The organism is Kitasatospora sp. NPDC036934 (assembly GCF_055608425.1).
The window spans coordinates 1-22763 of record NZ_JBVJQR010000049.1 but is presented as its reverse complement, the minus strand read 5'-3'; the positions used below and the strand labels follow the sequence as shown (position 1 = coordinate 22763).

General features: G+C 74.6%; 14 protein-coding genes. 3 read left to right on the top strand and 11 right to left on the bottom strand.

Annotation, left to right across the window (positions count from 1 at the left end; all coding sequences use genetic code 11):
* Window positions 1-154 precede the first annotated feature (154 nt).
* Together ACZ7BZ_RS36975 and ACZ7BZ_RS36970 are read right to left on the bottom strand one after the other, a co-directional pair.
* Window positions 155-586, bottom strand: a complete 432-nt coding sequence (locus ACZ7BZ_RS36975) for a nuclear transport factor 2 family protein (protein ID WP_470362196.1) — start codon at window positions 584-586, stop codon at window positions 155-157.
* A 7-nt stretch (window positions 587-593) separates the two neighbouring features.
* Entirely contained in the window at window positions 594-1397 is an 804-nt protein-coding gene (locus ACZ7BZ_RS36970) for an MBL fold metallo-hydrolase (protein WP_380452681.1), read from the bottom strand.
* A 495-nt stretch (window positions 1398-1892) separates the two neighbouring features.
* On the opposite strand from ACZ7BZ_RS36970, the gene ACZ7BZ_RS36965 reads away from it, so the two are divergent.
* On the top strand, window positions 1893-5009 hold the full coding sequence (locus ACZ7BZ_RS36965; protein WP_470362195.1) for a SpaA isopeptide-forming pilin-related protein: 3117 nt from the start codon (window positions 1893-1895) through the stop codon (window positions 5007-5009).
* Between the two features lie 108 nt (window positions 5010-5117).
* Here ACZ7BZ_RS36965 and ACZ7BZ_RS36960 read toward each other — a convergent pair whose 3' ends face one another.
* Both ACZ7BZ_RS36960 and ACZ7BZ_RS36955 read right to left on the bottom strand, forming a co-directional pair.
* On the bottom strand, window positions 5118-5687 hold the full coding sequence (locus tag ACZ7BZ_RS36960; protein WP_470362194.1) for a hypothetical protein: 570 nt from the start codon (window positions 5685-5687) through the stop codon (window positions 5118-5120).
* A 31-nt stretch (window positions 5688-5718) separates the two neighbouring features.
* Entirely contained in the window at window positions 5719-7005 is a 1287-nt protein-coding gene (locus tag ACZ7BZ_RS36955) for an MFS transporter (protein WP_470362193.1), read from the bottom strand.
* A 139-nt stretch (window positions 7006-7144) separates the two neighbouring features.
* Between ACZ7BZ_RS36955 and ACZ7BZ_RS36950 the strand changes: the two genes are divergently transcribed.
* Both ACZ7BZ_RS36950 and ACZ7BZ_RS36945 read left to right on the top strand, forming a co-directional pair.
* The gene (locus ACZ7BZ_RS36950; RefSeq protein WP_470362192.1) at window positions 7145-8239 is read left to right on the top strand and encodes a DUF5937 family protein; all 1095 of its coding nucleotides are present in this window, start codon (window positions 7145-7147) and stop codon (window positions 8237-8239) included.
* An 87-nt stretch (window positions 8240-8326) separates the two neighbouring features.
* Complete coding sequence (locus tag ACZ7BZ_RS36945; RefSeq protein ID WP_470362191.1) at window positions 8327-9178, top strand: PhzF family phenazine biosynthesis protein; 852 nt, start codon at window positions 8327-8329, stop codon at window positions 9176-9178.
* Between the two features lie 59 nt (window positions 9179-9237).
* Here the strand turns inward: ACZ7BZ_RS36945 and ACZ7BZ_RS36940 are convergent, their stop codons facing one another.
* The 7 genes from ACZ7BZ_RS36940 to ACZ7BZ_RS36910 form a co-directional block, all read right to left on the bottom strand.
* Window positions 9238-10467: an aminotransferase-like domain-containing protein gene (locus ACZ7BZ_RS36940; RefSeq protein WP_470362205.1), complete on the bottom strand. Its 1230-nt coding sequence runs from the start codon at window positions 10465-10467 to the stop codon at window positions 9238-9240.
* Between the two features lie 65 nt (window positions 10468-10532).
* On the bottom strand, window positions 10533-11663 hold the full coding sequence (locus tag ACZ7BZ_RS36935) for an alpha-hydroxy acid oxidase (protein ID WP_470362190.1): 1131 nt from the start codon (window positions 11661-11663) through the stop codon (window positions 10533-10535).
* Window positions 11660-12805 (bottom strand): 4-hydroxyphenylpyruvate dioxygenase, encoded by a 1146-nt coding sequence (gene hppD, locus ACZ7BZ_RS36930; protein ID WP_470362189.1) that lies wholly within the window; start codon window positions 12803-12805, stop codon window positions 11660-11662. The genes ACZ7BZ_RS36935 and hppD overlap by 4 nt, the downstream gene beginning before the upstream one ends.
* Before the next feature lie 140 nt (window positions 12806-12945).
* Window positions 12946-14274: an MFS transporter gene (locus tag ACZ7BZ_RS36925; protein WP_470362188.1), complete on the bottom strand. Its 1329-nt coding sequence runs from the start codon at window positions 14272-14274 to the stop codon at window positions 12946-12948.
* A gap of 47 nt (window positions 14275-14321) precedes the next feature.
* Window positions 14322-15341, bottom strand: a complete 1020-nt coding sequence (locus ACZ7BZ_RS36920; protein WP_470362187.1) for a pyridoxal phosphate-dependent aminotransferase — start codon at window positions 15339-15341, stop codon at window positions 14322-14324.
* A complete protein-coding gene (locus tag ACZ7BZ_RS36915) occupies window positions 15341-16387 on the bottom strand; it encodes an SAM-dependent methyltransferase (protein WP_470362186.1) in 1047 nt (348 codons plus the stop codon). Before ACZ7BZ_RS36915 ends, ACZ7BZ_RS36920 begins: the two co-directional genes overlap by 1 nt.
* Window positions 16388-16491: 104 nt before the next feature.
* Window positions 16492-22763: amino acid adenylation domain-containing protein (locus tag ACZ7BZ_RS36910; protein ID WP_470362185.1), on the bottom strand; the 6272-nt coding region annotated here is incomplete at its 5' end.

Genomic DNA, 22763 nt, shown 5'->3' with positions numbered 1-22763 from the left:
AGCCCCGTGGAATGACTGGTGGAAGGATCCGTTGAGGACCGGGGCCAGCCTGCCGCCGTCCGGGTGGTGTGTCGAGGCCGCGCCGGGCGCGCCGCGCCATGCTCGCCCGTTCGAGTGAACGGGGCGGTCGGCGCGGCGGCCCGGTTCATCCGGTTCACCCGGTCATCGCGTCCCTGATCAGCGCGGTGTCGGTGAACTGCTCGAAGCGGACGATCCGACCGCCGCGCACCACGAAGTGATGGGCGACCCGGACCGCGAGCGGTCTGCCGGTGGCCTTGTGGACGGCCGTGTAGCGGGCCAGGACCACCACGTTCTCGCCGTCCACCACGTAGGTGTCGTCGTGGGTCGTCCAGTCCTCCCACTCGGCGGCGAGGCGCTCCATGACGTGGGTGGTGACGCCCTTCGGGGTGCGGTAGGTGCCGGCCAGCGGGAAGCCCGCCATCTCGGTCCACTCGACGTCGTCGGCGAGGGTGGTGCGCAGCGCGGCCAGGTCGCCCCGGGCGGAGGCCAGGTACTGGCGGCGCACCACGTCGGCGGGGGCGGCGGACTCGGCGAAGCCGGCGACGTCCCTGGGGATCTCGATCATCGTGCGCTCACCCCCAGGCCATCTCGCCCTTGGCGACCTTGGTGCCGAGGTCGACCGCGATCCGCAGCCCGAGCTCCGGGAAGCGCCGTTCCAGTGCCTCCTTGGCGGCGGCCGCGTCGGCCGTCCGACCCAGTTCGGTCTCGAAGGCCCGCAGGTAGGCGCGGGTGTGGTCGATGGCGTTGAGGTCGGTGGGCGCGTCGGCGACCCGGTGACCGGCCGCCACCCAGGTCGGGCGCAGCGCCTCCATGCCGTCCAACAGGTCGATCCAGGCGGCCCGTTGGGCGGCCGTCGGGGTGTCGGCCGTCCACACGTGGAGGCCCTCGAAGAGCAGTACCCCGCCGAGTACCGCGCGGTGGTGGTGCTGCCACAGGTAGTGGCGGTCGGGCAGGTGGAAGTCGGCGCCGCGCAGTTCGAAGCGGTGGCCCTCGAAGACGATCTCGTCGCCGGGCAGCACCTCGGGCCGGACCAGCCGGGTGGGCAGTTCGGGGCCCAGGTGCGACCAGGCGCGCAGCTTGGACTCGAAGGTCTCCTGGATGTGCTCGACGGTGGGGGCGGTGGCCAGGAACCGCGCCCGGGGGAAGGCGTCCTGCACCTCCTGGGCGCCGAAGTAGAAGTCCGGGTCGCCGTGGCTGACGAACACGGTGGTCAGCCGCTTGCCGGTGGCCCGGACCCGCTCGACCAGTCGGCGCCCGTCGGAGCGGGTGAACCCGGCGTCCACCAGCATGGCGTCGTTCGGGCCGGTGACCAGGACGGCGGTCTTGTTGAGCGAGCTGTCGGGGGCGTCGATGATCTCGAAGTCGAGGGCACTCATGCGCCCACCTCGCTCCGCTCGGCGAGCGCTTCGCGCAACACGCACCTCCCGATGATTCGCTCACTTCGTTCACTCATGTGCCCACCTCGCTTCGGTCGGCGAGCGCTTCGCGCAACACGGACCTCCCGATGATTCGCTCACTTCGTTCACTCATGTGCCCACCTCGCTTCGGTCGGCGAGCGCTTCGCGCAACACGCACCTCTCGACGTTCACTCATGCAAAGTCCTTCCTCGGGGCCGGGCACGCCTCGTCGCCAGCATCCGTGTTTGGTCCGGCGCCCGCATCCGGAGGGCCGGAGCGCCCGCCGGGTGCTGCCGATCGGGTGTAGTACGCCCGGCGTCGAGGCGACACCCCGTGCGCGTCGCGGACACCCGGGGCCCGTGCCACAAGACTTCCAGGGCCCCATCGTGTTCACGTCATGAGAGGACCGAGGTGAAGCCCAGCCACGGAGCGACGGCAGCAGCCGTCACCTGGAGACGCCGACTAGGCAAGGCGATGAGTTCGGCCGTCGCCCTGACGCTCGTCCCGTTCGCCATGTCACTCGTCGCCGCGACGCCGGCCTCGGCAGCCGGTCTGCCGGGAGGTCTCGGGCCCTGCTTGGGCGCGGACTGTCCGGCGACGTTCCCCCCGGTCAACAACGGCCCCTTCGCGGGCCGTGACGCCGGGGTGAACATCTTCGTCGGCGGCGACTTCAACGTGGGCGGCTCGGCCGCCGAGGCCGAGGGACACGTGGTGACCCTCGGCAACTTCTCCCAGAACAAGGCGGCTGGCGTCAGCTCCGTCTACAACGTGGGCATCGTCGGCGTCGGCTCGCGGGTGCCCCCGCCGGACGGCGCGGACTTCCTCACCGTCGGCGGCACCGTCGCCGTCGCCCCGGGTCAGCGGCTGCTGGCGGACGGCGGCGTGGTCCGCTACGCGGGCACCGCCACCGGCACCATCATCGGGACGAAGGTCCAGGACGCCCAGGCGGTGGCGGCCTACACGCCGCTGCGCGGTCAGCTCCAGACGGCGAGCGAGTGCTACGCCGGGGTCGGCACGCCGCGCCCGGCCACCGGGAGGGCCGTCAACCAGGGCTTCCAGACCCTGTTCACCGGCGACGGCAGCTCCGCGCTGCAGGTCTTCAACGTCGACTTCGACCTCGTCGGCAACGACGGCGGCACCCAGGGCGTGGCGTTCGCCGGCATCCCCGCGAACGCGACGGTGCTGGTCAACCTGGTCGGCGGCGCCCGCACCATCAACACCTACAGCGGCAGCCTCGACGACAACGACCAGTGGAACCAGCTGCGTTCGCGCCTGCTGTGGAACTTCCCGACCGCGACGACCGTGACCCTCACCGGCTCCGGGCAGTTCCAGGGCAGCGTGCTGGTCGGCAACCCGGCCAGCACCAGCACGATGAACCTGCCCGGCCTGAACGGACGGTTCTTCACCACCGGTTCGCTGCTGCACAACTCCGGTTCCGGCATGACCGGCACCGAGTTCCACGCCTACCCCTTCAACGGCGACCTCCCCGACTGCGGCAACCCGCCGGCCCCGACCGCGTCGACCAGCGTGACCAAGGTCGACGCGGCGAGCTCGCAGCCGTTGGCGGGTGCGGTCTTCCAGCTGTGGCGGGAGACCAACGGCGTCGCCGGGCTGCAGACCACGGGCGCCGACCCGGACACCAAGGTCGGTGCCCCCTGCACCACCGGGGCGGACGGGGTCTGCTCGGTGGGTGACCTCCCGCTGGGGACGTACTACTGGCAGGAGACGGCGGCCCCGCCCGGGTACGACCTGCCGCAGCAGCCGGTGACGACGGTGGTGCTGAACACCGACGGGCAGAGCGTCCCGGTGACCGTCGCCGACACCAAGTCCCCGGTGGTCGAGACCGCGTCGACCAGCGTGACCAAGGTCGACTCGGCGAGCTCGCAGCCGTTGGCGGGTGCGGTCTTCCAGCTGTGGCGGGAGACCAATGGCGTCGCCGGGCTGCAGACCACGGGCGCCGACCCGGACACCAAGGTCGGTGCCCCCTGCACCACCGGGGCGGACGGGGTCTGCTCGGTGGGTGACCTCCCGCTGGGGACGTACTACTGGCAGGAGACGGCGGCCCCGCCCGGACACGACCTGCCGGGGCTCAACGTGACCGAGGTGGTGCTGAACACCAACGGGCAGAACGCCGCGGTCACCGTCGCCGACACCGCGACGGCGGCTCCCACCGCCGGAACGACCGTCACCAAGGCCGACTCCGCGAGTGGGCAGCCGTTGGCGGGTGCGGTGTTCCAGCTGTGGCGGGAGACCAATGGCGTCGCCGGGCTGCAGACCACGGGTGCGAACCCGGACACGGCGGTCGGTTCGCCCTGCACCACGCCCGCCTCGGGCGTCTGCTCGGCCGACGGCCTGCCGCTGGGGACGTACTACTGGCAGGAGGTCTCCGCGCCCAACGGCTATGAGCTGCCCGACCTGAACGTGACCACTGTGGTGCTGGACACCGGCGGGCAGAACGTCGCGGTGACCGTCCAGGACACCCAGACCGTCGCGCCGACCGGCTCCACCGCGGTCACCAAGGTCGACTCCGCGAGTGGGCAGCCGTTGGCGGGTGCGGTGTTCCAGCTGTGGCGGGAGACCAATGGCGTCGCCGGGCTGCAGGGCACGGGTGCGAACCCGGACACGGCGGTCGGTTCGCCCTGCACCACGCCCGCCTCGGGCGTCTGCTCGGCCGACGGCCTGCCGCTGGGGACGTACTACTGGCAGGAGACGGCGGCCCCGCCCGGGTACGACCTGCCGCAGCAGCCGGTGGCGACGGTGGTGCTGGACACCGACGGGCGGAACGTGCCGGTCACGGTGCAGGACTCGAAGTCGCTCGCGCCGACCGGCTCCACCACGGTGACCAAGGCGGACGCCGACACGGGCCGCCCGCTGGCCGGGGCCGTGTTCCAGCTCTGGCACGAGACCAACGGCGTACCGGGTCTCCAGACCACCGGCGCCGACCCGGACACCGCGGTCGGTTCGCCCTGCACCACCTCCGAAACGGGCGTCTGCTCCGTCGGCAACCTCGCGCTGGGGACGTACTACTGGCAGGAGACGGCGGCCCCGCCCGGGTACGACCTGCCGCAGCAGCCGGTGGCGACGGTGGTGCTGGACACCGACGGGCGGAACGTGCCGGTCACGGTGCAGGACAAGAAGACGGCCGGGCAGACCGGCTCCACGACCGTCACCAAGGTGGACGCCGAGACCGGCCGCCCGCTGGTCGGGGCGGTCTTCCAGCTGTGGCGGGAGACCAACGGGGTGCCCGGACTCCAGACGACCGGCGCGAACCCGGACACCAAGATCGGTGCGCCGTGCGTCACCGGCGCTGACGGCGTCTGCTCGGCGGACAACCTGCCGCTGGGCACCTACTACTGGCAGGAGGTCCTCGCGCCCCCCGGCTACCAGCTGCCGCAGGACGCGGTGAGCACCGTCGAGCTGACCAAGGACTGCCCGTGCGTGGAGATCACGGTCCAGGACAGCCGGAAGGGCCACCCGGAGCCGTGCCCGCCGGAGCCCTGCCCGCCGGAGCCCTGCGACCCGCCGTCCCACGAGTGGGGTACCCAGGCCGACCGCACGCCGGTGCCCGGCCGGTCCGCGGGCCGCGCCTGACGGGCCGCCGACGGGCGTGAGCGCCTGACCCGATGACGTGGCCGGAGGAGCCGAGGACGGCGCCTCCGGCCACCGGCGTGGACAGGCGAGTCAGTCGGGTCGGTCGGGTCAGGGCCGGCTCCAGAGGGTGAGGTCGCTGCTGGTGGCCACGGCGAGGGTGCGGCCGGTGGGGGAGAAGCCGGCGGCGCGGAAGGTCGACCAGGAGGAGTGGAAGACGTGCCACCAGGTCTCGCCGTGCCGTCCGCCGCGGGCGGGCTCGGTACCGCCGACGAGCAGCACCCGGTGGTTCGGCCACTCGGGCGCCACGACGTCGGCCGTCCAACCGTCGTCCGTCCCGGTGTGCAGGCCGCCGCCCCACAGGCCGGCCACCGGGATCCGGAGGTCGGCGACCGGGCCGATGCCGGGGCAGGAGAGGTCGCGGCCGTCCGGGTCCTCCTCCGGGTCGTACTCGCGCTCCAGCTTCTCGCCGGTGACCGCGTCGAACAGGCCGTGCCCGCTGCTGGAGACGGTCAGCACCAGGTCGTGGCCGGTGCCGGGATGGACGGCGAAGCCGATGCCGAGCAGTCCGCCGACCGGGACGATCCCCCGGCCGACCTGTCGCCACGGCTCCGGCGGGGGAGTCACCTCGGCGGCCAGGAGCTGTTCGCGGAGCTGCTGCTGGAAGGGGGTCAGGGCCATGCGGATGATCATCCCACCACCGCTCGGCGAGTCAGGCCCTGTCCGCCGGGCCCAGCCGTAGCACCGCCAGCGCCCCGGCCGCCGTGGTCACCGCGAGCGCCCCCCACAGCAGCCCCGGCCCGGCCGCCAGCAGCGCCGTCAGCACCGCGGGCGCCGCCGCCCGGCCGACGCCCATCGACAGCTCCCAGCGGGCCAGCGCCCGGCCCAGCAGGTGCGGCGGGGCCGAGGCCGCCACCAGGGCCGTACCGGAGCCGGTGTAGAGGATCTCGCCCAGCGTGTACGGCACGGACACCAGCACGATGCCCACCGCCCCCGCGGTGCCGCCCAGCGAACCGGCCGCCCAGAAGCCCAGGTACGACACGCTCAGCGCCGCCCCCGCGACCGCCAGCACCGACCGCCGGGAGCGCTTCGCCAACCGCAGCACCAGCGCCAGCTGCAGCGCGATCACCAGCACGGTGTTGCCCACGAACACACCCGAGGACCAGGCCGCGGAGGCGTGCAGCTGCAGCACCAGCAGCGCCGGCAGCGCCACCTCCAGCACGTCGGAGCAGAACGCGTACGGCAGGTTGGCCACGCTCAGCAGGGTGATCCGCCGCAGCGGCTCGCCGCCGGCCACGGTCCGCTGCGCCTGGGCGGCCGGCCGCTGCGGCGCCCGCACCCGCAGCGAGCCCACCAGCGCGGCGGCCAACAGGCAGGCCGCGCCGGTCACCCCGGCCAGCACCCGGATCGCGCCGGTGCCGCCGGCCACCACCACCGTCGCCAGCAGTGCGCCGGTGCCCAGGCCCGCGTTGCGCAGCGACCGCCCGGCGGCCAGCGCGGCGTCCCGCAGCCGGCCCTCGGTCAGGGTGCTCACCACGGCGCCGTGGGTGGTCGGCCAGGACTGGCTGCCGATGCCGAACAGCACCGCCGCCGCGGTGAACAGCGGCAGCCCGTCGGCGGTGAGCAGGACCAGCGCTCCCGCCGCCCGCAGCACCAGGGCGACGGCGGCCGGCAGGGTGCGGGCGCCGCTGTCGATCCAACGGCCGGTCAGCGGCACCAGCACCAGCCCGGCGACCATCCCGGCCGACAGGGCCAGTCCGACCGACCCGGCGTGCAGGTGCAGCACCCTGATGCCGTACAGCAGCAGGAACGGGCGCAGCATGCCGCCGCCCACCGCGTCCACGGCGAGCGCCGTCGCGTACCGGGGACCGCCGGCCGCGGTCAGCAGGCTCAGCAGCGCGGACGGCCCGCCGCGGCCGGTGCCGAACGGTGGCGCGGGCGGCTCACCGGTGCGGGCGGCGGCGTGGTCGTGGACCGACTTCTCCTGGATCAGGCTCATGGCCGGTACCGTCCGCCCAGGTGGGGGTCGGTGGCACGTGGATTGACGATCGGCGTCAATCGACGCCGGGCGGGGTGCGCAGGGGTGGCAGGATCACCGGCGTGAGTGAGCCGAGCGAGGGAACCAGCAGGGGACGCGCATGAGTGTGACCATCGACATCACCGGACTGCCCGAGGAACGGCTGCTCTTCACCCCGTCCCCGCTCGCCGAGCTGAACGCCATGCTGCACGTGCTCGCCGAGCCCGCACACCACCCGGAGCTGCACGGCTGGGCGGCCAGTACCACCGCCGCGATCCCGCCGGAACTCGCCGAACGGCTGCTGGAGGCGGACTTCCTCTGGCGCTCTTCCCGCGCCGACTTCCTGGTGCCCGGCCTGCCCGGCGCCACCCTCGCCGAGGAACTCGACGCCGTCGACCGGATCGACGACGAGCTGTACGTCCGCGGCGCCCTGATCACCACCTGCGGCTCCTCCCGGTTCTCCCGCCGACTGGGCTCCCCCCTCACCGACGCCGCCGCCAACGAGCGGGCCCGCGACCTCGCCCTCGCCCGCGGGCCCCGGCAGGCCGCCTTCGCCGACCGGCTGCTCGCCGATCCGCCCGAGGTCCGGGCGCTCGTGCGCCGGATGCTGGAGGACTGCCACGCCGCGTTCTTCGCCGACGCCTGGCAGCGGGTGCTGCCCGGCCTGGCGGCGGACGCCCGCCGCAAGGCGGACCTGCACGCCCGGTACGGCCTGGCCGAGGCGGTCGCCGCGCTCTCGCCCGCCGTGGTCCTGGAGGAGGGCGGCGGGCGGCGACGGATCGTCATCGACAAGCTGCAGGACAGCACCACCAGCGGCACCGAGGGCGGGGGCGTGACCTTCATCCCCACCGTCTTCGGCCGCCCGCACCTGCTGGTGGTGCACGCCCACGGCTGGCGGCCGGTGCTGCAGTACCCGGTGGCCGAGGCGGGGCTGCCCGAGCCGGTCTCGCTCGCGCTCGTCCAGCAGCGGCTGGAGGCGCTCGCCCACCCGATCCGGCTGCGGCTGGCCCGCACCATCGCCCGCGGCCCGCACACCACCGGGGAACTCGCCGCGGCCTGGCAGTTGAGCGCGCCCGAGGTGTCCCGGCACCTGGCGGTGCTGCGCAAGGCCGGGCTGCTGATCACCGAGCGGCGCGGCCGGTACATGCTCTACCAGCTGGACCTGTCCGGCAGCGCCCGGCTCGGCTCGGACTTCCTGGAGGCGGTGCTGCGGTGAGCGGTCGCCCGGGGAACAGTCCCCGGTCGTTCGGTCCGCCCCGGTCGCGCCGGGAACAGTGATCACCCGGCGCGCGTTCGTCCGGTCATGACCGACGATGCTCCTGAGATCCTCCGCTACACGGCCTTCTCGACCCGGCCCGAGGGCGGCAACCCGGCGGGCGTGGTGCTGGACGCCACCGGACTGACCGACGAGCGGATGCTCGCGATCGCCGCCGAGCTCGGCTACTCCGAGACCGCCTTCCTGACCCCCGGCGGCTACCAAGGGTCCTACCGGGTGCGGTACTTCAGTCCGCTCGTCGAGGTGCCGTTCTGCGGGCACGCGACGGTGGCCGCCGCCGTCGCGGTGGCCGGGCGGACCGGCCCCGGGCAGTACGTGTTCGGCACCGCCGCCGGGGACGTCCCGGTCGAGGTGGAGCGCGACGCGGACGGCCTGCGGGCCACGCTGACCAGCGTGGAGCCGAAGGTCGAGGAGGTGCCGGCCGCGGACGTCGAGGAGGCGCTCGCGCTGCTCGGCTGGTCGGCCGCCGACCTGGACCCGGCGCTGCCGCCGCGGATCGGCTACGCCGGTGCCCGGCACCTGGTCCTGGCGGCCGGCACCCGCTCGCGGCTGGCCCGGCTGGACTACGACTTCGACGGGCTGGCCGCCTTCATGACCGCCCGCGACCTGGTCACCCTGCAGCTGGTCTGGCGCGAGGCCGCCGACGTCTTCCACGTCCGCGACCCGTTCCCGGTCGGCGGCGTGGTGGAGGACCCGGCCACCGGCGCGGCCGCGGCCGCCTTCGGCGCGTACCTGCGCGAGCTGGGCGCGGTGACCGCCCCGGCGGTGCTGACGCTGCACCAGGGTGAGGACCTCGGCCGTCCGGGCGTGCTGCGGGTCGAACTGCGCGCGGAGGACACCCGGGTGCGGGTCTCCGGCGCGGCGGTGGCCATCCCGTAGCGGCCGAGGGGGAGGGGGTGGCACGGGCCACCCCCTCCCCCGTCCCCTCGCGGGCGGGCTCAGGAGTGGGCGGCGATCAGGGCGGCCAGGCCGTCCAGCCCACGGTCCAGGGTCGCCGGGCCGACCTGGCTGACCGACAGCCGCAGCTGCCGCTCCCCGCCCGCACCCGGGTAGAAGTGGCACATCGGGGTCCAGATCACCCCGTACCGCGAGGCGGACAGCTCCAGCAGCGCGTCGTCCACCACGCAGGGCACCGTGAGCACCAGGAAGAACCCGCCGCGCGGCTCGTTCCAGCTCACCCCGCCGCCGGGCGGGAAGCGCCGGGCCAGGCCGTCCAGCACCAGGGCGAGGTTGCGCCGGTAGAGCGCGGCGACCTCGGTGTTGGCGGCCCGCAGGCTGAGGCCGTGCTCCAGCAGCGCCCCGCCGACCACGGCCTGGGCGATCGGCGAGGTGTTCACCGTGGTCATGCTCTTGACCATGCCGAGCAGGTCGGCGAGCAGGACGGTGCCGCCCGCGCCGTCCGCCACCGGCTGGTCCGCCACCACGTAGCCGACCCGGGCGCCCGGCAGGGCCGTCTTGGCGAAGGAGCCGAGGTGGACCACCCGCCGCCCGGTGTCCAGCGCCTTGAGCGAGGGCAGCCGCTCCTCGCCCGCGAAGACGCAGTACGGGTTGTCCTCCAAGATCAGGAAGTCCTCCTCGGCCGCCAGCGCCAGCAGCTCCCGGCGCAGCGCCGACGGCAGGCTGGCGCCGCTCGGGTTGGCCACGTCCGGCACCAGGTAGAGCGCCCGGGGGCGCAGCCCCTCGGCCCGGGCGACGGCCAGCTCCCGCCGCAGTTCGGCGAGGTCCAGCCCGTCCGGCCCGTCGGCCACCGGCCGGACCGGAAGGTCCGCCAGCAGGGCCGCGCCGGTCAGCCCGACGTAGGTGGGGGCCACGGCCAGCACCACGTCCTCGGGGCCGCGGCGCAGCGCCCGCAGCACCAGGAACATCGCTTCCTGGCAGCCGACCGTCACCACGATCGACTCGGCGGGCACCTCGATGCCCTCGTCCACCGCGAGGTGGGCGGCGATCAGCTCGTGGATGATCCCCTTGGTGCGCCCGTACTGGAGCACCTGGCGGCGGGCCGCCTCCTCGGACAGCCCGCGCTCGGTGCGCAGGTGCTCGACGTAACGGTCCAGGTGGCGGTGGACGGCGTCCAGCTCGAAGAACTGCTCGGCCGGGCGGCCGGCCGCGAAGGAGACCGCCTCCGGGTAGCGGATGGAGATCTCGTTGAGCAGGTTCATCGAGGTCATCGCCGGGTCGGCGAGGGAGGGGTGGAGATCGGTCAGCCGCAGCTCGTGCGGCGGGGCGACAACGGTCACGGGGCACTCCAGGCGGGGCAGGGCAGGGGGGTGGTGCGCAGGGTGGCGGCGGTGGCGAGGTCGGCGCAGCCGGCCAGGCCGAGCGCGTGCCGCAGTTCGGCGGCCAGCAGCTCCAGCACCCGGGTGCAGCCCGGTTCGCCGCCGGCCGCCAGGCCCCAGATCGCCGGGCGTCCGAGCAGCACCCCGGACGCCCCGAGGGCCAGTGCGGTGAGCACGTCCGCGCCGCCGCGCACCCCGCTGTCCAGCAGCACCTGGCAGTCCCGGCCGGCCAGCGCGTCGGCGACGGCGGGCAGCGCCGTCAGCGAGGGCACCGCCCGGTCGAGCTGGCGGCCGCCGTGGTTGGAGACCACCACGGCGGCGGCGCCCAGCTCGGCGGCCCGCAGGGCATCGGCCGGGTCGAGCACCCCCTTGACCACCAGCGGCAGGTCGGTCTGCCGGCGCAGCCAGTCGACGTCCGCCCAGGTGACGGCGGGGGAGAGCAGTTCGGCGGTGTGCGCGGCCACCGCCGACGCGTCGGCGGTGGCCCGGTGCGCCCGGCCCGCCGCGCCGCCCTCCAACAGGGCGGCGCGGACGTCGCCGGGCAGGGCGAAGGCGTTGCGGGCGTCGCGCAGCCGGCGTCCCATGTACGGCACGTCGGCGGTGACCACCAGGCACTCGCTGCCCGCCGCCTCGGCCGCCGCGACCAGGTCGAGCAGCCGCGCCCGGTCGCGCAGCCAGTACAGCTGGAACCAGAGGGTGGCCCCGGTCGCGGCCAGCTCCTCGAAGCCGACGCTGCTGAGCGTGCCGACGGTGAACGGCACCCCCGCCGCGGCGGCCGCCCGGGCCGAGGCGAGTTCGCCCTCGGGGTGGAACAGGCGGTGGTAGGCGATCGGCGCCAGCGCGACCGGCAGCGCCGCCCGGCTGCGCACCAGGGTGGTTGCGGTGTCGCAGGCGGAGACGTCGGCCAGCACCCGGGGAACCACGCCCAGCCGGTCGAAGGCCGCCCGGTTGGCGGCCAGGGTGTGCTCCCGCTCGGCGCCGCCGGCCAGCCAGTCCCACACCTCGGGGGCCAGGGCGGCCCGGGCGAGATCGGCGTAGTCGGCGACGCAGAGCGGGAGTTGACGACTCGTCAGGAGCTGGGTGCTCATCCGGCCACTTCGCTGGCGCTGCGCTGGAGTTCGACCGCCTCGTAGAGGGCGCGGATGTTGTTGCTGCCGAAGTTGCGGGCCCGGATGCGCTCGATCACCTCGAAGAAGAAGGTGCCGCGCGGGTGCTGGGAGCGGGTGAAGATCTGGAACAGCTGGCCGTCGTGGTCCTGGTCGACCAGCAGGTTCAGGTCGCGCAGCTCGTCGAAGGAGTGCCGCAGCGGGGTGAGCCGGGCGGGCAGGGCGTCGAAGTAGGCGCCGGGGGTGCGCAGGAAGGGCACGCCGCGGGCGGCCATGGTGGCGACGGAGCGGACGGCGTCCTCGGAGGAGAAGGCCACGTGCTGCACCCCGGCGCCGTCGTGGTCGGCCAGGAAGGAGGCGATCTGGCCGCCGGCGTCCGGGGTGAGCGGCTCGATCAGGGTGAGGGTGACGCTGTGGTCGGGGCTCTGCACGACCATCGAGTCCATGCCGAGCGCGCCGACCTCGATCCGCTCCTCGAAGACCATCCGGAAGCCGAAGACGTCGCAGTAGTGCCGGACGGTGTCGAGCAGTCGGCCGGAGGGGACGCAGACGGCGAAGTGGTCGACGGAGCGCAGGCCCACCGCGCCGTCATCGCTCACCGGAGCGGCGTCGGGCAGACCGGGTATCCGGTCGGCGGGGGTGTCCGGGCCCCGCTCGATCAGGGTGTGCACCACGTCGCCGAAGGCGCCGACCACGGCGGTGACGCAGCCGTCCGCGGCCTGCGGCGGGCGCAGTCCGTCGGCGCCCCGGCCGGTCAGCGTCCGGTAGGCGGCGGTGGCGTCCGGCACCCGCAGGGCCAGCGCGGCCACGCCGTCCTGGTGCCGGGCCAGGTAGCCGGTGCCGGGGTGGCCGGCGGCCAGCGGCTGGGTGAGCAGCAGCCGGATCGCGGCCTGGCCGAGCAGGGCGGAGACGCAGCGCTCGGCGCTCTCGCCGCGCTCGGTGGGCGGGACGAGCAGGTCGAAGCCGTACTCGGTGGTCAGCCGGGCGACGTCGGCGGCGAGGTCGGTGACGAAGAACTCGACGTGGTCGAGGGTGAGTGGGAGCGGGGCGTCGGTGGTGTCGGTGATGTCCGCGCTGGTGGTGGTCGCGGCGGTCGCGGTGTCGGGAGAGGAACGGTCGGGCATCTGAGGGGCTCTCTCGTGAGGAGTGCGCGGAGGCCCGCCCCGGCGGCGGTGCGGTGCGGCAGGGCCGCCGCCGGGGCGGGCCGGTGGCGTGGTGCTCGGTACGTGGTGAGCGGTACGTGATGCGGGGTGGTGCCGGTCGGTCAGGTGGACTGGAGGCGTGGGGCGGGCTCGGCGGGCACCGCGGCGGGCTCGACCGGCTCGGTGTCCTCGGTGTCCTGGGCCGGCTCCCCGGCTCGCTCCGCGGTGAGTTCCCCGGCGGGCTCCTCCTCGCCGTCCTCGTTCTCGTCGTCGAGCACGGCGTCGGGCTTGCCGAGCAGGTAGAGGCCGGACAGCAGCGCGCCGACCACCATCGCGGCGAGCACCGTCCGGAAGTCCAGCGCGGCCACCAGGCCGGCGCCGACGCCGATGGCGATCGCCTGCGGGGCGGTGAGCGAGAGGTTGACGGCCGCCTGGGTGCGGCCCATCAGCTGCGGCGGGGTGAGCGACTGGGCGGCGGTGGCCAGGCCGACCACGCCGGCCGGCATGCCGGCCCCGGCGATCAGCAGGCCCGCCGACACGGCCCAGACCGAGGGCACCAGCAGCAGTACGGCGCCGACACCGAAGGTGGCCGAGCCGAGCATGACGGTCTTGCGCGGCCCGAGCTTGCCGATCAGGATGCCGCCCAGCACCGAGCCGCCCAGCGCCCCGACCGCCTCCACCGTCTCCAGCACGCCGAGGAACTGCGGTGAGCGGTGCAGCCCGTGCTGGATGAGCGAGAACAGAACCGGCTGGAGGAAGCTGAGCACGGTCGCGGTGGCGGTGGTGGCGATCAGCAGCGGCAGCAGCGAGGCGGTGCCGCGCAGGTGCTGGAAGCCCGCCAGCACCTCGGTGCGCCAGTGCCGACCGGAGGGCTCCGGCTTGGTCTCGGGCACCCGCAGCGCCAGGAACGCCAGCGCCGCCAGGAGCAGGATGCCGATGTCGACCAGGGCGACGGCCCGGCCGCCGAGCCACCCGTACAGGCCGGAGCCCACCAGCGGCGCGACCAGGGTGGTGCCCGCGCGCATGGTCTGGGTGAACCCGACGGCCGCGCCGAAGTCCTGGCGCTCCGTCAGGATGGTGCGCAGCATGGCGCTCTGGGCCGGGGTGAGGACGGCCCCGGCCAGCCCGTAGAGCACCGCGGTGCCGTAGATGATCCACAGGTGGCCCCGGCCGTCGACCAGCAGCAGCGGTGAAACCGCCACCGCCAGGCCGAGGTTGACCGTGACCAGCAGCGGCCGTCGGCGGACCCGGTCGGCGACCAGGCCGCCGAGCGGCAGCAGCAGCATCGGGACGGCGTAGCAGAACATCACCAGGCCGGCCGCCGAACTGCTCCCCGTCAGGACCTTGGCCCAGATGCCGAGGGCGATGAAGAGGGCGCTGTCCCCGAGGACGGACAGCGTCTGTCCCGCGATGTAGAGCCGGAACTCCGGCCGCGCCAGAAGTGGGTGCATGTCCTGTCCTGTCCTTGACTGCTGCGTGGTGATGGGGGTTCCGGGGACTAGCGGGGCGGTGCGGTGACGGCCCGGAAGGCTTCGAGCACGGCGTCGTTGGCGTCCTTCTCGCCGACGGCGATCCGGATGCCCTGGCCCGGGTAGAAGCGGACGGCCACCCCGAGCCGCTCCAGCTCCGCCCGGACCGGGAGCTGCTCCTCGGGCGAAGGCGCCGTCACCCAGAGGAAGTTGGTCAGGCTCGGCGGCACCGGCCGGCCCAGGGCGAGGAGGTCGTCCCGCAGCCGCTCGCGCTCGCCCGCGATCTCGGCGATCCGCCGGTCCACCTCGTCCTGGGCGGCGACGGCGGCCAGCAGGCCCGCCTCCTGGAGCCGGTTCACCGCGTACGGCACCTGGACGTCCCGCACCCGCCGGGCCACGGACTCCTCCGCGACGGCGTAGCCGATCCGCAGCGCGGCCAGGCCGTGCGACTTGGACAGGGTGCGCAGCACCACCAGGTTGGGCCACTCGGCGATCCGGGCCGGGACGTCCGGGGCCGCCCAGCCTTCGGCGAAGTCCACGTACGCCTCGTCCAGCAGGATCAGCGCGGTGGCCGGCACCCGGCGGAAGAACGCGGTCAGTTCGGCCCAGGAGTAGACCGTGCCGGTCGGGTTGTGCGGGTTGCACAGCACGATGATCCGGGTGCGCTCGTCCACCTGCCCGGCGATCGCGGCCAGGTCGTGCCGGGCGTCCGGGCCGAGCGGGACGGACCGGGCCTCGGCCCCGGCGATCCGGCAGAACAGCGGATACGCGTCGAAGCAGGGGTCCGAGTGCACCACGTTGTCGCCGGGGCGGACGACGGAGTGGAAGAGGTCCAGTGCGACGCCGGCCGAGCCGTGGCCGACCACGACCTGCGCGGCCGGGACGCCCTGCCAGTCGGCGATGATCCCGGCGAACCGCTCCGGGCGGAAGTCCGGGTAGCGGTTCAGGTCGGCGACCGCCCCGGCCAGGGCGGCCACTACGGACGGCAGCGGCGGGTACGGGTGCTCGTTCTGGGCCAGCAGGTGTCTGGCCGTGGACGCGGCGGCCATCAGTCGGCCTGCAGGACGTAGAGCCAGGAGTGCGGGGTGGCCAGCGCCTCGACGCGGTCGATCCGCAGCCCGGCGTCGGTGAACAGCCGCTCGTAGGTCTCCTTGGTGTGCAGCGGGACGCCCATCATCGCGTGCGCCAGCTCGAAGCCGACCGAGAAGACCGGCATCGCGCTCTGGGACTCGCCCGGGCCGCGCAGCATGGTGTCGCCGAGCACGAAGGTGCGGGCCTTCGGGAAGGCCTCGCGCATCCGGGTGAAGATCGAGGAGCGGGTGCTCGGGTCGGCCAGCAGGTCGTGCAGCAGGAAGAAGCTCATCACGGTGTCGACCTCGGCCACCTCGGCGGCCTCGGCGTCGTTGTCGATCTGGGTGCCCAGCAGGCCCAGCACGTCGGCCCGGACGGCGGTGACCCGGTCCTGCATCCCGGCGGCGGCGATGTCGGCGCGGGCGATGTCGGTGGCCGGGCGGCTGATGTCGATGCCCAGGCCGCGGCTGCCCTCGCGCTGGGAGACCACCCGGCGCACCCGGGCGGAGGTGCCGCTGCCCAGGTCGGCGATGGTGCGGAAGTCGATGCCGGAGAGCACGTCGGTCAGCTGGGCGGCGAACATCGACTGGTCGCACTGGGCGGAGCCGAGGGCGACCATCGCCTCGTCGCGGAAGACGTCCGCGTCGTAGCGGTGCGAGCCGGTGCTCAGGTGCCCGGCGCGGCCGAACACGTCGTGGTAGCCGCCGACCGCCCAGGTGAAGTAGCCGCGGGCGGCGGCGATCTCGATGCCCGCCTCGGTGGGCAGGTAGCCGGCGCCGTCGGCCTTGAGGTAGCCGTAGTCGGCGGCGGCGCGCAGCACGGCCTCGGTGCGGGCGGTGTCGCCGCGCTCGGCGGTGGTCGCGGCGGCCGAGAGGGCCTCGCCGCGGCCGATCTGCTCCAGCACGCCGATCCGGTCCAGCGCGAAGATCACGTTGGCGGCGATGAAGCCGTTGTAGGCGTCGGTCGACGAGATCGGCGCCGGGGTGACGCCGCGCCAGGTGTCGGGGATGACGGCAGTCTGCATCGGTGTGTCCATTCCTCGTAGGGGCCGGGTCACGGCCGCTCGGCGTGGTGGTGCGGGGGTGTCGCGGTGGTGCAGGGGGCGGTGCAGGGGGTCGGCGGGGAGGCTCAGGGGTGGGGCGTCGGGTCCTGCGCCCGGCGGCGCAGGCGGTCGGCGAGCACCGGGCCGATGACCGCGAGGGCCTCCGCCCCGGTCATCGCCCCGTGGGTGCTGGGCACCTCGTGGATCTCCAGCCGGCCGCCCACGTGGGCCCGCCAGGTCTCCGGGTCGGGGGCGTCGGCCGGGCGGTCCTTGGCGGCGACGAAGACCAGTGCGTCGCCGTCGTAGCCGGGCGGCGGGGCCTCGCCGGCCAGCGCCAGGTCGGCGAGGAAGACCTCGACCACCCTGGCCACCCCGGCGCCGCTCAGCCCGGTCAGCGGGCCCTCGCCGTGCCGGACCAGCTCGGCGAAGCCCGCCTCGTCGGCCGGCCAGGCGGTGATCTCGCCGGCCGGCTGGCCGAGGGATTCGAGGATCGCGGCGAGCAGTGCCGGGTCGCGGTTGGCCGCGTCCCCGGCGTACCGGGCGTACTCGTCCAGCTCCGGGTAGCCGTCCAGCACGGCGAGCAGTTCGACCTGCTCGCCTTGTTGGCGCAGCAGCGCCGCCATCGCGTGGGCGACCGGTCCGCCGAAGGACCAGCCCAGCAGGGCGTACGGGCCCTCGGGGCGCACCGACCGAAGCTCGGCCAGGTAGCGGCGGGCCATCTCGGCCAGGCTCGCCGGGTGGCGGGAGAGGTCGGCCAGTCCGGGCGCCTGGAGGCCGTAGATCGGCTGCTCGGCGTCCAGGTGGTGCAGCAGACCGGTGTACACCCAGCTGATCCCGGCGGCCGGGTGCACGCAGAACAGCGGCGGGCGCGAGCCGCGGGTGCGGATCGGCAGCAGCACCGGGAAGGTCTCCTCGGCGGCGGCGCCGTCCCGGGCCCCGGCCAGCAGGTCGGCCAGCCCGGCGACGGTCGGCGCCTGGAACAGCGCCCGGACGCCGAGTTCGGCGCTGCCGGTCAGCTCGCGCATCCCGGCGACCAGCCGGCCGGCCAGCAGCGAATGGCCGCCCAGCTCGAAGAAGTTGTCATCGATGCCGACCCGCTCCAGGCCGAGCACATCGGCGAACAGCCCGCAGAGCACCTCCTCCAGCGGGGTGCGCGGGCCCCGGCCGCCGCCGGCCCGGCCCGGCTCGGGGGCGGGCAGCGCCCGCTCGTCGAGCTTGCCGTTGGGCGTCAGCGGCAGGCGCTCCAGCGGAACCAGGGCGGCGGGCAGCATGTAGTCCGGCAGTTCGGCGGCCAGGTGGCTGCGCAGGGCGTCCAGGTCGACCGGCCCGGCGGCCGGTACCAGGTAGCCGACCAGGCGCTTCTCGCCCGGGGCGTCCTCGCGGACCACCACGGCGGCGGAGGCCACCTCCGGCCGGCGGCTGAGCGCCGAGCCGATCTCGCCCAGCTCGATCCGGAAGCCGCGGATCTTCACCTGGGCGTCGATCCGGCCCAGGTACTCCAGTTCGCCGCCGGCCGTCCAGCGGGCCAGGTCGCCGGTGCGGTACATCCGGGTTCCGGGGGCGCCGTACGGGTCGGCGACGAAGCGCTCGGCGGTCAGGGCAGGGCGGCCCAGGTAGCCGCGGGCCGAGCCGGCGCCCGCGACGTACAGCTCGCCGGGCACCCCGGCGGGCACCGGGCGCAGCCGGGAGTCCAGCAGGTAGAGCCGCAGGTCGGGGATGCCGGCACCGATCAGCGAGCGGGACTGCCCGGCGGCCGTGGCGGCGTCCAGCGGGCGGTAGGAGACGTGCACCGTGGTCTCGGTGATGCCGTACATGTTGACCAGCAGCGGGGCGTCCTCGGCGTGCCGGGCGTACCAGGGCGCCAGCCGGGCCAGGTCGAGCGCCTCGCCGCCGAACACCACCCGGCGCAGAGCCAGGCGGGCGCCGAGCTCCGGCGCCTCCTGGTCGGCCTGCATCAACTGGTAGAAGGCGGACGGGGTCTGGTTGAGGAAGGTGACCTGCTCGCGCACCAGCAGCTCCAGGAACTCCCGGGGCGAGCGGCTGGTCTCGAAGGGCACCACCACCAGGCGGCCGCCGTGCAGCAGCGCGCCCCACAGCTCCCAGACCGAGAAGTCGAAGGCGTAGGAGTGGAACAGCGTCCAGACGTCCTGCGGGCCCGGGGCGAACCAGTGGTCGGTGGCGGAGAACAGCCGGGCGACGTTGCGGTGCGGGATCACCACGCCCTTCGGTCGGCCGGTCGAGCCCGAGGTGTAGATGACGTACGCCGGGTGGTCGGGGGCGAGGGCGGGCGCGGGGGCCACGGCGGGCGCCCGGCGCAGCTCGGCGGCCGTCTCCGGGGTGTCCAGCAGCAGCAACGGCACGTCCGGGTCGGGCAGTCGGGCCGCGGCCGCGGTGGTGGTGAGCAGCAGTGCGGGCGCCGAGTCGCGCAGGGTGTAGGCGATCCGGTCGGCCGGGTAGTCCGGGTCGATCGGCACATAGGCGCCGCCTGCCTTGAGCACCGCGAGCACGGCGACCACCAGCTCCACCGAGCGCGGCAGCGCCAGCGCCACCAGGCGCTCGGGGCCGACGCCCCGGCCGGTGAGGACCTGGGCCAGCCGGTTCGCCCGGGCGTCCAGCTCGGCGTAGTCGATCCGCTCGTCCCGGTGGACCACCGCCACGGCCTGCGGGGTCAGCGCGGCCTGGGCGGCGAACAGCTCCGGGAGGGTGCGCGGTTCGACGGCCGCGGGCTGCTCCCCGGCGGTGCTCCAGTGGTCCAGGATCAGCGTCCGCTCGGCCGGGGCGAGGATCTCCGCCTCGCCGACCGGGCGGGACGGGTCGGCCACCACGGCGGCCAGCAGCCGCGCGAAGCGGCCGCCGATCGCCGTCACGGTGGCCGGGTCGAACAGCTCCTGGGCGAACTCGACCACCACGCCGATCCCGGCCGGGGTGAGGGCACCTCCCGGGCCGCCGGGCCCAGGGGGACCGTCCTCGGCCAGCCGCTCATCGAAGGCGAAGGCCAGGTCGAACTTGGCGAGTTCGGCGGCGGAGGGCTCCAGCCGGGCGGGCAGCCCGGCGAAGGACGGGGCGGTCTCGGTCTCCGGGCCGGCGGCGAAGGTCAGCATCACCTGGAACAGCGGGTGCCGGGCCGTCGAGCGGGCCGGGTTGAGTGCCTCGACCAGCCGCTCGAAGGGCACGTCCTGGTGCTCGAAGGCGTCCAGGTTGGCCAGCCGCACCCGCTCCAGCAGCTCCTGGAAGCTCGGGTCCCCGGAGAGGTCGGCGCGCAGGACGAGGGTGTTGACGAAGAAGCCGATCAGTTCGTCCAGGGCCTCGTCGGTGCGGCCGGCGATCGGGGTGCCGAGCGGGATGTCGGTGCCCGCGCCCAGCCGGCTCAGGGTGGCGGCCAGGGCGGCCTGCACCACCATGAACACGCTGGAGCGGCTCGACCGGGCCAACTCGACGACGGCGGCGTGGAGTTCGGCCGGGATCAGGAACTCCACGGTGTCCCCGCGGCGGTTCGGGGCCATCGGCCGCTTGCGGTCGTAGGGGAGCGTCAGCTCCTCCGGGAGGCCGGCCAGGGCCTGCTTCCAGTAGTCGAGTTGGGCGTGCTGGGCGCTGTCCGGGTCGTCCTCGGTGCCGAGCAGTTCGCGCTGCCAGAGTGCGTAGTCGGCGTACTGGACGGGCAGCGGCGCCCACCGCGGCGCGGTGCCGGCGCTGCGGGCCAGGTAGGCGGCGTCCAGGTCGCGCAGCAGCGGGCCGACCGACCAGCCGTCGCTGACGATGTGGTGCATCAGCACCAGCAGCACGTGCTCGTCGGTCGGCAGCGAGAACAGCCAGGACCGCAACGGCAGGTCGACGGCCAGGCCGAAGGGCTCCCGGCTCGCCTCCGCGAGGGCGGCGCGCAGAGCCTCCTCGTCGGCCACAGCCCTTGCCCGCAAGGTGAGTTCGGCGGACTCGGCGATCAGCTGGTGGGGCCGGCCGTCGGTGGCCGGGAAGGTGGTGCGCAGCACCTCGTGCCGGGCCACCACGTCGTTCAGCGCCCCGGCCAGCGCGGCGGTGTCCACCGCGCCGGTCAGCCGGATCGCCAAGGGGGTGTTGTAGAGGGCGCTCGGGCCCTCGAACTGGTCGATGAACCACAGGCGTTGCTGGGCGTACGAGAGCGGGACCAGCTCCGGGCGCTCCCGGGGCAGCAGTTGGGCGCGCACCGGGCCTGCGCCCTCGCCGAGCCGCCGGGCCAGCCCGGCGACGGTCGGGTGGTCGAAGAGGGTGCGGATGGGCAGCTCGACGCCCAGGGCGGTGCGGATCCGGCTGATCAGCTTGGTGGCGAGCAGCGAGTGGCCGCCGAGGTCGAAGAAGTCGTCGTCGATGCTCACCGCGGGCAGGCCCAGGGTCTCCGCGAAGAGCCCGCACAGGGCCCGCTCCCGCGGCGTCCGGGGCGCCCGGCCCTCCGGCGCGCCGGAGAGGTCGGGGGCGGGCAGGGCGCGGCGATCCACCTTGCCGTTGGCGGTCACCGGCAGCGCGTCGAGGGTGACCACCGCCGCCGGGACCATGTACGCGGGCACCCGGTCGCCGAGGAAGGCGCGCAGCTCGCCGGGGGTGGCCTCGCCGGTGACGTAGGCGACCAGCCGCTTGTCCCCGGGCCGGTCCTCCCGGACCATCGCCACCGCGTGGCCCACCGCTGGGTGGGCGGCCAGCGCGGCCTCCACCTCGGCGGGCTCGATCCGGAAGCCGCGGATCTTGACCTGGTCGTCGGCGCGGCCGAGGAACTCCAGGACGCCGTCCGCGCTCCAGCGGACGATGTCGCCGGTGCGGTACATCCTTTCGCCCTCGCCGCCGTACGGGCAGGCGACGAAGCGCTCGGCGGTCAGCGCCGGGCGCCCGACGTAGCCCCGGGCCAGGCCGTCGCCCGCGATGTACAGCTCGCCGGGCACCCCGGCCGGCAGGGGCCGCAGGGTCTCGTCCAGGACGTACAGCCGGGTGTTGGCCAGCGGGCGGCCGATCGGCACCACGGCCGGGACGTCCCCGCCCGGCGCCATGGTGAAGGTGGTCTTGATGGCCGTGGTCTCGGTCGGCGCGTACACCGCGACCACCTCCGTCTCCGGGCACACCTGGAGCAGCCGGCGCACCGCGTCCGGGGGCACCACGTCACCGCCGGTCCACACCTGGCGCACCGCACGGAAGGTCTCCGGGGTCTCCTCGGCCAGCAACCGCAGCAGGCCCGAGGGCGCCTGCACCAGGGTGACGGCGTGCCGGGTGATGGTCGCGGCCAGCGCGGGCAGGTCCAGCTGCCCGGGGGCGGCCAGGACGATCCGCCCGCCGGTCACCAGCGGGGCCCACACCTCGGTGGTGGAGGCGTCGAAGGCGGTGGGCGAGTGCAGCAGGACGGCCTCGTGGTGGCCCTGGTGGAAGTGCCGGTTGGCGAGCAGGTCGACCACGTTGCGGTGGGTCACGGCGACGCCCTTGGGGACCCCGGTCGAGCCCGAGGTGTACATCACGTAGAGCAGCTGGCCGGGGTGGGAGCGCCGGGGGGCGTGGGCATCGGGGGCCTGGGCCCTGTCGGCAACCCGGGTGACGTCCAGCGCGGTGAGGCCGCTGTCGTCGAGGGCCGGGTGGTCGCGGTGGGCCGGGTCGACCAGGACGAGCTGCGCCCGGGTGTCGGCCAGGATGTGCCGCATCCGCTCCTGCGGGTAGCGGGCGTCCAGCGGGACGTAGGTGCCGCCGGCCTTGGTGACCGCGAGGATCGCCGTCACCAGCTCGGCCGAGCGGTCCATCAGGATCGCGACCGGCTCCTCCACCGCCAGCCCGCGGGCCAGCAGGACGGCCGCCAGGGCGCCGGCCCGGGCGTCGAGTTCGGCGTAGCTCAGCTCCTCGGCGTCGGACACCACGGCGAGCGCGTCGGGGGTGGCGGCGGCCTGGGCCTCGAACAGCTCGGACAGTGTGGTGTCGGCGACCGGGGCGGCGGTGGCGTTCCAGCCGGTGAGCAGCTGTTCCCGTTCCGCCGGGGCGAGGATCTCGATCTCGCCGATCGGGGCGTCCGGGTCGGTTGCGGCGGCGGTCAGGATGCGCAGCAGCCGTTCGGTCAGGGTGGCGACGGTGGTGTGGTCGAAGAGGTCGGCCGCGTACTCGACGGCCGCCGCCACCCCGAGCGCGGCGCCGTCCGCGCCGTGCTGCTCGGTGAAGTTGAAGTTCAGGTCGAAGTGCGCCTGGGACTCGCCAGCGCCCTCCAGTGCCCCGCTCACCGCGCCCAGGGTGAGTACGGGGGCCGGGCCGCCGTTCACCGTCAGGACGGTCTGGAAGAGCGGGTGGCGGGCGGGGACGCGGGTGGGGTTGAGCTGTTCGACCAGGCGCTCGAAGGGGATGTCCTGGTGGTCGAAGGCGTCCA

Coding starts and splice junctions, on each gene's coding strand:
- ACZ7BZ_RS36925 (WP_470362188.1), bottom strand. CDS start 14,274: ATGCACCCACTTCTGGCGCGGCCGGAGTTCCGGCTCTACATCGCGGGA.
- ACZ7BZ_RS36935 (WP_470362190.1), bottom strand. CDS start 11,663: ATGAGCACCCAGCTCCTGACGAGTCGTCAACTCCCGCTCTGCGTCGCC.
- ACZ7BZ_RS36920 (WP_470362187.1), bottom strand. CDS start 15,341: ATGGCCGCCGCGTCCACGGCCAGACACCTGCTGGCCCAGAACGAGCAC.
- ACZ7BZ_RS36945 (WP_470362191.1), top strand. CDS start 8,327: ATGACCGACGATGCTCCTGAGATCCTCCGCTACACGGCCTTCTCGACC.
- ACZ7BZ_RS36915 (WP_470362186.1), bottom strand. CDS start 16,387: ATGCAGACTGCCGTCATCCCCGACACCTGGCGCGGCGTCACCCCGGCG.
- ACZ7BZ_RS36940 (WP_470362205.1), bottom strand. CDS start 10,467: ATGACCTCGATGAACCTGCTCAACGAGATCTCCATCCGCTACCCGGAG.
- ACZ7BZ_RS36965 (WP_470362195.1), top strand. CDS start 1,893: ATGAGTTCGGCCGTCGCCCTGACGCTCGTCCCGTTCGCCATGTCACTC.
- ACZ7BZ_RS36975 (WP_470362196.1), bottom strand. CDS start 586: ATGATCGAGATCCCCAGGGACGTCGCCGGCTTCGCCGAGTCCGCCGCC.
- ACZ7BZ_RS36950 (WP_470362192.1), top strand. CDS start 7,145: ATGAGTGTGACCATCGACATCACCGGACTGCCCGAGGAACGGCTGCTC.
- hppD (WP_470362189.1), bottom strand. CDS start 12,805: ATGCCCGACCGTTCCTCTCCCGACACCGCGACCGCCGCGACCACCACC.
- ACZ7BZ_RS36970 (WP_380452681.1), bottom strand. CDS start 1,397: ATGAGTGCCCTCGACTTCGAGATCATCGACGCCCCCGACAGCTCGCTC.
- ACZ7BZ_RS36960 (WP_470362194.1), bottom strand. CDS start 5,687: ATGGCCCTGACCCCCTTCCAGCAGCAGCTCCGCGAACAGCTCCTGGCC.
- ACZ7BZ_RS36955 (WP_470362193.1), bottom strand. CDS start 7,005: ATGAGCCTGATCCAGGAGAAGTCGGTCCACGACCACGCCGCCGCCCGC.